The sequence below is a fragment of the Pseudomonas morbosilactucae genome (assembly GCF_023241665.1).
Classification (GTDB): domain Bacteria; phylum Pseudomonadota; class Gammaproteobacteria; order Pseudomonadales; family Pseudomonadaceae; genus Aquipseudomonas; species Aquipseudomonas morbosilactucae.
Map to the genome: position 1 here is coordinate 1 of NZ_JALQCX010000104.1, position 11,207 is coordinate 11,207.

10 protein-coding genes and 1 riboswitch are annotated in these 11,207 nt (G+C 61.7%); of the genes, 6 read left to right on the forward strand and 4 right to left on the reverse strand.

Annotation, left to right across the window (positions count from 1 at the left end; translation table 11 throughout):
• Together M1B35_RS31735 and M1B35_RS31740 are read right to left on the reverse strand one after the other, a co-directional pair.
• Window positions 1–852: formate/nitrite transporter family protein (locus M1B35_RS31735; RefSeq protein WP_268264060.1), on the reverse strand; the 852-nt coding region annotated here is incomplete at its 3' end.
• Between the two features lie 144 nt (window positions 853–996).
• Window positions 997–1,392: an acyl-CoA thioesterase gene (locus M1B35_RS31740; RefSeq protein ID WP_123327591.1), complete on the reverse strand. Its 396-nt coding sequence runs from the start codon at window positions 1,390–1,392 to the stop codon at window positions 997–999.
• 193 nt (window positions 1,393–1,585) lie between these two features.
• Window positions 1,586–1,692, forward strand: a riboswitch (S-adenosyl-L-homocysteine riboswitch).
• Between the two features lie 22 nt (window positions 1,693–1,714).
• On the opposite strand from M1B35_RS31740, the gene M1B35_RS31745 reads away from it, so the two are divergent.
• The 4 genes from M1B35_RS31745 (at window position 1,715) to rhlE2 (ending at window position 7,187) form a co-directional block, all read left to right on the forward strand.
• On the forward strand, window positions 1,715–3,124 hold the full coding sequence (locus tag M1B35_RS31745; protein WP_123327592.1) for an adenosylhomocysteinase: 1,410 nt from the start codon (window positions 1,715–1,717) through the stop codon (window positions 3,122–3,124).
• Window positions 3,125–3,304: 180 nt separating this feature from the next.
• Window positions 3,305–4,150, forward strand: a complete 846-nt coding sequence (gene metF, locus M1B35_RS31750) for a methylenetetrahydrofolate reductase [NAD(P)H] (RefSeq protein WP_123327593.1) — start codon at window positions 3,305–3,307, stop codon at window positions 4,148–4,150.
• 126 nt (window positions 4,151–4,276) lie between these two features.
• Window positions 4,277–5,080, forward strand: coding sequence for a substrate-binding periplasmic protein (locus M1B35_RS31755; RefSeq protein ID WP_268264061.1), 804 nt, complete (start codon window positions 4,277–4,279; stop codon window positions 5,078–5,080).
• A 226-nt stretch (window positions 5,081–5,306) separates the two neighbouring features.
• Window positions 5,307–7,187, forward strand: coding sequence for an RNA helicase RhlE2 (gene rhlE2, locus M1B35_RS31760; RefSeq protein WP_268264062.1), 1,881 nt, complete (start codon window positions 5,307–5,309; stop codon window positions 7,185–7,187).
• 137 nt (window positions 7,188–7,324) lie between these two features.
• Here rhlE2 and M1B35_RS31765 read toward each other — a convergent pair whose 3' ends face one another.
• Complete coding sequence (locus tag M1B35_RS31765; RefSeq protein ID WP_123327596.1) at window positions 7,325–7,921, reverse strand: YceI family protein; 597 nt, start codon at window positions 7,919–7,921, stop codon at window positions 7,325–7,327.
• 31 nt (window positions 7,922–7,952) lie between these two features.
• Complete coding sequence (locus M1B35_RS31770) at window positions 7,953–8,504, reverse strand: cytochrome b (protein ID WP_268264063.1); 552 nt, start codon at window positions 8,502–8,504, stop codon at window positions 7,953–7,955.
• A gap of 283 nt (window positions 8,505–8,787) precedes the next feature.
• Between M1B35_RS31770 and M1B35_RS31775 the strand changes: the two genes are divergently transcribed.
• Window positions 8,788–10,194: an adenosylmethionine--8-amino-7-oxononanoate transaminase gene (locus M1B35_RS31775; protein WP_268264064.1), complete on the forward strand. Its 1,407-nt coding sequence runs from the start codon at window positions 8,788–8,790 to the stop codon at window positions 10,192–10,194.
• A 121-nt stretch (window positions 10,195–10,315) separates the two neighbouring features.
• The gene (locus M1B35_RS31780) at window positions 10,316–11,035 is read left to right on the forward strand and encodes a 16S rRNA (uracil(1498)-N(3))-methyltransferase (protein ID WP_123327599.1); all 720 of its coding nucleotides are present in this window, start codon (window positions 10,316–10,318) and stop codon (window positions 11,033–11,035) included.
• The last annotated feature ends 172 nt before the right edge of the window (window positions 11,036–11,207 follow it).

An 11,207-nucleotide genomic window follows, 5' to 3' on the forward strand; every position in this document is an offset into this window, starting at 1 on the left:
CCGATCCGCTGCCTTGTTGGGCTGGCCACTTTCACTGCGCACCTGGGCATGGCTGATCAAGGCGAAGATGCAACTGCCACCGATGATGTTGCCCGCCAGGGTCGGGCCGGCAAACACGCACCAGAAATCCCGCCACGGCAATTCGCCAGCAAACACCAAATATGAGACTTCGGCCGACCCCACGACGATATGGGTGAAATCCCCGAGCGCCATCAGGTAGGTGATGAGGATGATGATCCACATCTTCGCGCTCTCCATGGACGGGATCATCCAGACCATGGTGGCGATCATCCAGCCGGAAATGATGCCCTTGGCGAACATCTGTCCGCTGTCGTTCTCCATGACCTTGCGGCCAATGTCGAGAAAGGCCAGGTCGGTCTTGGTGTCGAAAATCGGCAGATGCAGCATCACGTAGGCCACCAGCAAGGTGCCGCACAGATTCCCCACAAGCACCACACTCCACAAACGCAACAGCCGCCCGAAATTGCTCAGGTTCGGCTTGCTCATCACCGGCAGCACGGCGGTCAGGGTGTTTTCGGTAAAGAGTTGCTGGCGCGCGAGGATCACCGCCAGAAAGCCCGCGCAATAGCCAAAGCTGGCGATCACCTTGAAGCCTTCGCCGTCCGGCAGGCGCGAGTTGAGCAGGCCCATGCCCATCAGGGACAAGCCCATGGTCAGGCCGGCCGCCAGCGCTGACCACCACAGGGCGGCCACCGTGCGCTCCAGTTCCTGGTCACCCTGGGTGCGAATGATCTCGTGCAGGACCGCGGCTCGCGGTGGCTGGTTATGGTCGACTTCTTGCTGCTCCTCGGCCGACAGACCGGGGGTTTTACCGTCGTTTTTGGCGTCCATAAAGCTCCTGAACCTGGCGAGTCATTTTAGCTACGACACGCGGGGTTCAGGGCTGTTCCGTAGGAGCAGCCGGGCGGCGCTCTGCCTGCTGGCGAGGGCGATGATCGGGCGCATCCGCCGGCCAGCCGGCGGCTACGGGTGGTGTCAGGCTTCGTCCTGGAACTGGTCTTTGACGTACTTGATTTCGGTACGGCCGTGGGGGGCTGGCAGACCGTCTTCGCCGAGGTTGACGAACACCATCTTCTCGACGGTCAGGATGGATTTGCGGGTGATCTTGTTGCGCACTTCGCAAGTGAGGGTGATCGAGGTGCGACCGAATTCAGTGGCGGTGATGCCCAACTCAATGATGTCGCCCTGGCGCGAAGCGCTGACAAAGTTGATTTCCGAAATGTACTTGGTGACGACCCGCTGGTTACCCAGCTGGACAATGGCGTAGATCGCCGCTTCTTCGTCGATCCAGCGCAACAAGCTACCGCCGAACAGGGTGCCGTTGGGATTGAGGTCTTCAGGTTTTACCCATTTGCGGGTGTGGAAGTTCATGGGGCGCAGGCCTCTGAGGGGGTGGATAGAGGGTAGTTAATGCCCCCAGCTTCAAGTTTCAAGCCACAAGCTGCAAGTAAAAACCGAGTGGCGCTTACTTGCCGCTTGAAGCTTGCCCCTCGCCACTCAAAGAACGCTATAATCGCCACCGTTTCAAAACGGTCATCTGCACTTGATACCGTTTTCCCGCCACCTGTCCGAGGGGCGCTGCAGCAGGCATGACCTGTCAGGCTCGGATGGGGCGTTGTTGATACAGGGCTGCCTGTCTCGGCACTAAACGCACAACGGCGCCCATTCGCATACTTACGAATGGAGGCTCTTCATGAGCGCTGTAAACACGCCTGCAGATTTTACCGACTACAAAGTCGCCGACATGTCCCTGGCTGCCTGGGGCCGTCGTGAAACCATCATCGCCGAGTCGGAAATGCCGGCCCTGATGGGTCTGCGTCGCAAGTACGCCGGTGAGCAACCGCTCAAGGGCGCGAAAATCCTCGGCTGCATCCACATGACCATTCAGACCGCCGTGCTGATCGAAACCCTGGTTGCCCTGGGTGCCGAAGTGCGCTGGTCGTCCTGCAACATTTTCTCGACTCAGGACCAGGCCGCCGCGTCCATCGCCGCCGCCGGTATCCCGGTATTCGCCTGGAAAGGCGAGACCGAGCAAGAGTACGAGTGGTGCCTGGAGCAAACCATCCTCAAGGATGGCGCACCTTGGGACGCCAACATGATCCTCGACGACGGCGGCGACCTGACCGAGCTGCTGCACAAGAAGTACCCAGCTGTGCTGGACCGTGTTCACGGCGTGACCGAAGAAACCACCACCGGCGTACACCGCCTGCTGGACATGCTGGCCAAGGGCGAGCTGAAAATCCCGGCCATCAACGTCAACGACTCGGTGACCAAGAGCAAGAACGACAACAAGTACGGCTGCCGTCACAGCCTGAACGACGCCATCAAGCGCGGCACCGACCACCTGCTGTCCGGCAAGCAAGCGCTGGTCATCGGTTACGGCGACGTGGGCAAGGGCTCGGCCCAGTCCCTGCGCCAGGAAGGCATGATCGTCAAGGTTTCCGAAGTTGACCCGATCTGCGCCATGCAAGCCTGCATGGACGGCTTTGAACTGGTTTCGCCGTTCATCGACGGTATCAACAACGGCACCGAAGCCAGCATCGACAAAGCCCTGCTGGGCAAGATCGACCTGATCGTGACCACCACCGGCAACGTCAATGTTTGCGACGCAAACATGCTCAAAGCCCTGAAGAAGCGCGCTGTTGTCTGCAACATCGGCCACTTCGACAACGAAATCGACACCGCTTTCATGCGCAAGAACTGGGCATGGGAAGAAGTGAAGCCACAAGTGCACAAGATCCACCGCACCGGCGCGGGCGATTTCGACCCACAGAACGACGACTACCTGATCCTGCTGGCCGAAGGCCGCCTGGTGAACCTGGGCAACGCCACCGGTCACCCAAGCCGCATCATGGACGGCTCGTTCGCCAACCAGGTACTGGCGCAGATCTTCCTGTTCGGCCAGAAGTACGCCGACCTGTCGCCTGCCCAGAAAGCCGAGCGCCTGACCGTTGAAGTACTGCCGAAGAAACTCGACGAAGAAGTGGCCCTGGAAATGGTCCGCGGTTTCGGCGGCGTGGTGACGCAACTGACCAAGACCCAGGCCGACTACATCGGCGTGACCGTCGAAGGCCCGTTCAAGCCGCACGCTTATCGGTACTAAGAGCAGCGGCAAGCTTTGAGCTGTAAGCGGCAAGCAAGAGCGGTTGGCTTGCTTGCTGTTTGAGGTTTGAGGCCTGCTTCTTCATCGTTTTTTGCAGTTGTGAGCCGCGGGCTTCAAATGCAGGAGTCGGCGCACCGCCCTCTTGCCGCTTGAAGCCTGCAGCTCACTGCTGGAGGCCCTATGTCCCAAGACCGTCGCTACAGCTTCGAGTTCTTCCCCACCAAGACCGATGCTGGGCATGAAAAACTGCTCGCCACTGCCCGTCAGTTGGCCGGCTACAACCCCGACTTCTTCTCCTGCACCTACGGTGCCGGTGGCTCGACCCGTGACCGCACGATCAACACCGTGCTGCAACTGGAGAGCGAAGTAAAAATCCCTGCGGCACCGCACTTGTCCTGTGTCGGTGACAGCAAGGACGACCTGCGCGGCCTGCTGAGCCAGTACCAGGCAGCCGGCATCAAGCGCATCGTCGCCCTGCGCGGCGACCTGCCTTCCGGCATGGGCATGGCCAGCGGCGAGCTGCGCCACGCCAACGACCTGGTGAGCTTCATTCGTGAAGAAACCGGCAGCCACTTCCACATCGAAGTCGCCGCTTACCCGGAAATGCACCCGCAAGCCCGCAACTTCGAAGACGACCTGTTCAACTTCGTACGCAAGGCCAATGCCGGCGCCGACAGCGCGATCACCCAGTACTTCTTCAACGCCGACAGCTACTTCTACTTCGTCGAGCGCGTGCAGAAAATGGGCGTCAACATCCCGATCGTGCCGGGCATCATGCCGATCACCAACTACAGCAAGCTGGCCCGCTTCTCCGACGCCTGCGGCGCCGAGATCCCGCGCTGGATCCGCAAGCAACTGGAAGCCTACGGTGACGACACCGCGAGCATCCAGGCCTTCGGCGAGCAGGTCATCAGCGAAATGTGCGAACGCCTGCTGCAAGGCGGCGCACCGGGGTTGCACTTCTACACCCTGAACCAGGCCGAACCGAGTTTGGCCATCTGGAACAACCTGAAACTGCCGCGCTGATCGGCGACGGTTTCCGGCCAAGAAGGCCCCGGCGCAAACCGGGGCCTTTTTTATGCGCAGGCCTTGAGCTAGAGCGGTCAGCAGCACCTCTAGCTATTTCATGATGCCTCAGCGTAATCTCCCGCCATGCTCGCCATTCCCCGGTTGCTGATAGCCCTTCTCTGCACTTGCCTGAGCCTGATGGCCCACGGCGAGAAGTTGCGCATTGTCACCGACCCCTGGCCGCCCTACGCCTACGAGGAAAATGGCCAGGCCATGGGCCTGGATTACGAAACCACGGCCATTGTTTTCCAACGCATGGGGATCGAAGTGCAGTGGCAATTCCTGCCCTGGAAGCGCTGCCTGGCCATGCTAGAGCAAGGGCAAGCCGATGCTGTGCTGGATATCTTTCATCGCGAAGAGCGAGAAAAACTCCTGCTTTACCCCAGCGAACCGCTCTCGGACGTCGAGTTCGTGATGTTCTACGCCAACCAGCGGCCCCACCCGTTCAAGCACCTGGACGAGTTGCGCGGCCTGACCGTCGGCACCACCCCGGGCTACCTGTACACCGACGACTTCAACGACTCGCCGCTGTTCAAACGCGAACCTGCCCCCACCCAGGAAGCCAACTTCGGCAAGCTGCTGCTGGGACGCATCGACCTGCTGATTACCGACCGCCGGGTGGGGCATTACCTGCTCGACACCCTGAAGATCCGCGACCAGGTCACCGAGAACCCCTTTGTGCTGACCCGCCAGGGCCAATTCCTCGCCGTGCGCCGCAACGCCGGCATGGACCTCCTGGTGCAACGCTTCGCCGCCGAGCTCAAGCGTTTCAAGCGTGAACCGGCTTACGCCGAACTGAGCGCGCGATATGGCGCAAGGCTTAAAGGCAGCACGCCCCCGGCGACATCAGAAAAAACCGTTGAGCAGCAGGAAAGCAGCGTACCGTGATTGCTCTGTTATACTCCGGCCTCCCGCCAGGCTCACGCCCGGACGCTGGCCCCTGTTCAAGGCTTCTCGACACCGCTACAGCGCAGCTCAACAGCCCGCGCGAGCCGTCGCTGACCCGCCTTCAGAGATCTCAGCAGGACCGGACGGGATTGCGTCCCCTTAAACGCCATTCACGCCCGGTAAGACTATCCCTTTGGGCCAAGCCCTCACTAAAACAGGATTACTCATGTCCTTTGCTTCCCTCGGTCTCTCCGAGGCTTTAGTCGGCGCGATCGAAGCCGCCGGCTACACCCAGCCTACTCCGGTGCAACAGCGGGCCATTCCCGCCGTGTTGCAAGGTCGCGATCTGATGGTTGCGGCACAGACAGGTACTGGTAAAACCGGCGGCTTCGCCCTTCCGATCCTGGAGCGGTTGTTTCCCAATGGTCACCCGGACAAATCCCAGCGTCACGGTCCACGCCAACCGCGCGTACTGGTCCTGACCCCTACTCGCGAACTGGCCGCGCAAGTGCATGACAGCTTCAAGCTGTATGCCCGCGACCTGAAGTTCGTCAGCGCCTGCATCTTCGGCGGCGTCGGCATGAACCCGCAGGTTCAGGCCATGGCCCGTGGCGTCGATGTACTGGTGGCCTGCCCTGGCCGCCTGCTCGACCTGTGCGGTCAAGGCAGCGTCGACCTGTCCCACGTGGAAATCCTCGTGCTGGACGAAGCCGACCGCATGCTCGACATGGGTTTTGTGCATGACGTGAAGAAAGTCCTCGCACGCCTCCCGGCCAAACGCCAGAACCTGCTGTTCTCGGCAACCTTCTCCAACGACATCACCGCTTTGGCGGGCAAGTTGTTGCACAACCCCGAGCGCATCGAAGTCACGCCGCCGAACACCACGGTCGAGCGTATCGAGCAGCGGGTGTTCCGCCTGGCCGCAAGCCACAAGCGTGCATTGCTGGCGCACTTGATCACTGCCGGCGCCTGGGAACAGGTCCTGGTCTTTACCCGCACCAAGCACGGCGCCAACCGCCTGGCCGAGTACCTGGACAAGCACGGCCTCACCGCTGTCGCCATCCACGGCAACAAGAGCCAGAACGCCCGCACCAAAGCCCTGGCCGACTTCAAGGCCGGTGAAGTGCGGATCCTGGTAGCGACCGATATCGCCGCCCGTGGCCTGGACATCGACCAACTGCCTCACGTGGTCAACTTCGAGCTGCCGAACGTCGACGAAGACTACGTGCACCGCATCGGCCGTACTGGCCGCGCCGGTCGTTCGGGCGAAGCCATCTCCCTGGTGGCGCCGGACGAAGAAAAACTGCTGAAAAGCATCGAGCGCATGACCAAGCAGAAAATCGCCGACGGCGACCTGATGGGCTTCGATGCCAGCGCTGTGGAAGCCGAGAAACCGGAAGTCCGCGAGCGTCCTGACGTGCGTAACCCGCGCAACGCCCGTGGTCCTCGTGGCGATGGCCCGAACGGCGGCGGTGGCGGCGGCGGTCGCAAGGACAAGGGCAAAGACAAGGGCGGCAAGGATAAACCTGCCGCTCGTGGCGATCGCCCAGCCCGTGAGCAGAAGCCCCGCGAAGGGACTCCGGCCCGCGAACAGCGCCAGCCAGCGCCACGCGCCGCCGCTGATCGTGCGCCTGACGAGTTCCTGGACGACGATATCGACAACTTCGGTAACCGTGTCGACTACGTGCCACAACAGAAGCCGGCCCAAGGCCGTGGTCGCCGTCCGGGTGCTCCGGCCCAAGGCGCGGGTGCCGGCAGCGGTGCTCCACGTGGCGGCCAGCCACAGGGCGGTCGCCAGAATGGCCCGCGCAACAGCAGCGGCGGCACCACCGGCACTCCGCCGGCCAAGCGCAGCGGCCCGCGCAATGGCGCCCCCCGTGACGGCCAGGCCCGTCGCGAAGACTCGCGCAGCAACAACCGTCGCCCGGCCCGTGATGATCAGCCACGCTCGTCCGAGCCAGCCGTGCAGAACCCGCGCGGTGGTCCTGCGCCGAAGATCATCCACAAGGAATCGAAAGCCGACCGCTTTCCAACACCTGAGCAGTTGGATCAACTGCCAGGCCGTCCTCGTGGTGAAAAACCGGCACTGCTGACCCGTAACCGTTAACGGTTCGTTTCAGCCAGGCACAAAAAACGCCCCCCGATCGCAAGATCGGGGGCGTTTTTTCGTTGCGCAGCGACAAGCCGGGGCCCAGACAGCAAAACGCCGACTCAAGGTCGGCGTTTTGCTGCAAGCGAGGATTATTACTTCGCTTTCACACCTTCGAAGGTGATGTACAGCTCGACGTTGTTGGACGCCGGGCCCAGGTCCATCATCTTGCCGAAGTCCTGGCGATTGATGGTGGTGGTGCCTTCGAAGCCAGCACGGTAGCCGCCCCATGGATCCTTGCCTTCACCCAGGAAGGTGGACTTGACCACGACCGACTTGGTCACGCCGTGCAGGGTCAGGTCGCCGGTCACGTCGGCGGTCAGCTTGCCATCGGCGTTCTTGCCGGTTGGCTTGACGCTGGTGGAGACAAACTTGGCGTCAGCAAACTTGCCCACGTCCAGGAAGTCTTTGCTGGCGATGTGCTTGTCGCGCTCGGCGTGGTTGGTGAACACGCTGGCGGTGCGCACATTGACTTCGATCTTGGCGTCTTCAGGCTTGGCCGCATCAAAGCTGAACTTACCGTCCAGGTCCTTGAAAGTACCGGTGATGAAGCTGTAGCCCAGGTGGCTGATCTTGAAGTCGATGAAGGCGTGCTGGCCTTCCTTGTCGATTACGTAGTCAGCAGCCATCGCCGAACCAGCGGACAACAGGGCGGAACCGATGGCCAGAGCGGCGAGAGTCTTTTTCAACATGCTTCTATTCCTTTTGAGTCGAGGTTGAACTTCAGGCTTTGCGGCCCAGCATACGAGTCAGGGTCGCATCACGGTCGATAAAGTGGTGTTTCAGAGCGGCCAGGCCATGCAGCCCGGCGAAAATCACGATCACCCAGGCCAGGTACAGATGCACCTCGCCTGCTACATCCGCCTGGTCCGGTAGCCCGGAAAGCAGTGCGGGTACTTCAAACAGGCCGAACACCGGGATCCCAACACCGTCTGCAGTGGAAATCAGGTAACCGGCAATCATCACAGCGAACAGGATGAGGTAAAGGAATGCATGGCCGAACTTGGCCCCCAGGCGAGTCAGACGCCCGTGGTTAGCCGGCGCTGGCGGTGGCGGGCTGATAAAGCGCCAGAGCACCCGCAACAGCATGATTGCAAACAGCGTCAGACCAATGCTTTTGTGCAGGTCCGGTGCGTCTTTGCGCCACGTGCTGTAGTAGTCCAGGCCAACCATCCACAGGCCCAGGGCGAACAAGCCGAACACCACCAAGGCCACGCCCCAGTGCAGAACAATGCTTACCCAACCGTAGCGCGAAGCGGAATTACGTAGCTGCATGACTTAAATCCTGTAAGAACTGCTGCCCAAGACTAGCGATTTACCTATCGAATTAAAGCGGAAAATTTCGCTTTGAAATATCGAGAAATATGATCTTAAGGGTAGGCACAGTACGTTAACGATGGATTAAGGACTATCCCCAAAAAACGTGACAGACCGTCCTATGTTTACTGCGAATTTATTCTTCCGAACCTCAATAGGTTGTGACACAGCCCGGCATTGCATAGGCTTGCGCGACTGTTTTGCCTGCGTCCGCCGCAGGACCGCTTCGAGGAGATAGACGATGGGCCTGAACAACCAGTGGATGCAACGTGACCTCGCGGTGTTGTGGCACCCCTGCACCCAGATGAAAGACCACGAGCAACTGCCACTGATTCCGATCAAACGCGGGGAAGGCGTGTGGCTGGAGGATTTCGAAGGCAAGCGTTACCTCGACGCGGTCAGCTCCTGGTGGGTCAACGTTTTCGGCCACGCCAACCCGCGCATCAACCAGCGCATCAAGGACCAGGTGGACCAACTGGAGCACGTGATCCTCGCCGGCTTCAGCCACCAGCCGGTGATCGAGTTGTCCGAGCGCCTGGTGAAGATCACCCCTGAAGGCCTGACTCGCTGCTTCTACGCCGATAACGGCTCATCGTGCATCGAAGTCGCGCTGAAGATGAGCTTTCACTACTGGCTCAACCGCGGGCAACCGAACAAAAAACGCTTCGTCACCCTGACCAACAGCTACCACGGTGAAACCATGGCGGCGATGTCAGTGGGCGACGTGCCGCTGTTCACCGAAACCTACAAAGCCCTGCTGCTGGACACCATCAAGGTGCCGAGCCCGGACTGCTACCTGCGCCCGGAAGGCATGGGTTGGGAAGAGCATTCGCGGAACATGTTCGCGGCCATGGAGCAGACCCTGGCCGAGCACCACGACAGCGTCGCCGCGGTGATTGTCGAGCCGCTGATCCAGGGCGCCGGCGGCATGCGCATGTACCACCCGGTGTACCTCAAGCTGCTGCGCGAAGCCTGCGACCGCTACGGCGTGCACCTGATCCACGATGAAATCGCCGTGGGCTTCGGCCGTACCGGGACCCTGTTCGCCTGCGAACAGGCCGGTATCCGCCCGGACTTCCTGTGCCTGTCCAAGGCCTTGACTGGCGGCTACCTGCCGCTGGCCGCCGTGGTCACCACCGACGACGTGTACAGCGCCTTCTATGACGACTACCCGACCCTGCGCGCCTTCCTCCACTCCCACAGCTACACCGGCAACCCCTTGGCGTGCGCGGCGGCCCTGGCGACCCTGGACATCTTCGAAGAGGACCGGGTGATCGAGAACAACCAGGCCCTGGCCCAGCGCATGGCCACCTCGACCGCACACCTGGCGGACCACCCGAATGTCGCGGAAGTGCGCCAGACCGGCATGGTCCTGGCCATCGAGATGGTCCAGGACAAGGCGAGCAAGACCGCCTATCCATGGCAGGAGCGACGTGGCCTCAAAGTGTTCCAGCATGCCCTGGAGCGCGGCGCGCTGTTGCGGCCCCTGGGCAGCGTGGTGTATTTCCTGCCGCCGTATGTCATCACCCCGGAGCAGATCGACTTCCTCGCCGAGGTCGCCAGCGAAGGCATCGACATCGCCACCAGCGACCGCGTCAGTGTGTCGGTGCCCAAGGACTTCCACCCCGGGTTCCGCGACCCGGGCTGAGCCCACTGCCCAGCTCCTGCACCCTTTACCGTAGGAGCTGGCTTGCCAGCGAAGCACCTCGATCAACACCGCACCATCGTTTATCGCCGGCAAGCCGGCTTCTACCGCACAGAGAACCCAGATGAGATTGTCCCGTTTCTTTATCGACGCCCCCTTGAGCCTCGGCGAGCACGAATTGCCGGAAGCCCAGGCCCATTACATCGGGCGCGTGCTGCGCATGGCCGAAGGCGACGCGCTGCAAGTGTTCGACGGTTCGGGCACGGAGTTTCGCGGCACGCTGCGGGAAGTCGGCAAAAAACGCGTGGTGGTGCAACTCGACGAAAGCTTCGCTGGGCAAGTGGAGTCGCCGCTGCAGATTCATCTCGGCCAGGGCCTGTCCCGGGGCGAGCGCATGGACTGGGCGATTCAGAAAGCAACGGAACTGGGGGTCAGCGAAATCACGCCGATTTTCAGCGAGCGCTGTGAAGTGCGGCTCAAGGATGAGCGGGCCGACAAGCGCCTGCTGCACTGGCGCCAAGTGGCAATCAGCGCCTGCGAACAGTGCGGGCGTTCCCGCGTCCCGGTGATTCACCCGCCGCTGCTGCTGGCGGACTGGATCAAGCACACCCAAGCTGACCTCAAGCTGGTGCTGCACCCGGTGGCCGAGCCCCTGGAGAGCCACGCCAAACCGGCCACCCTGGCCTTCCTGATCGGCCCGGAAGGCGGTCTGTCCGACGCCGAGGTGGAACAGGCCCACGGCGCCGGCTTCCTGCCCGCCCGCCTGGGCCCTCGCGTCCTGCGCACCGAAACCGCCCCCGTGGTAGCGCTGGCCGTGGCCCAACAACTCTGGGGCGATTTCTAAAACACCCGTAGGAGCTGGCTTGCCAGCGATCGCGTCCACCCGCCCGGCGCTCGTCTCAAGGCCCCTTCGCCGGCAAGCCGGTTCCTACAAAAACAGCGTCGCCTCCCGTAGGAGCTGGCTTGCCAGCGATAGCGCCCTCCAGCCCAGCGCACAGCTCAAGGCCCTCTTCGCC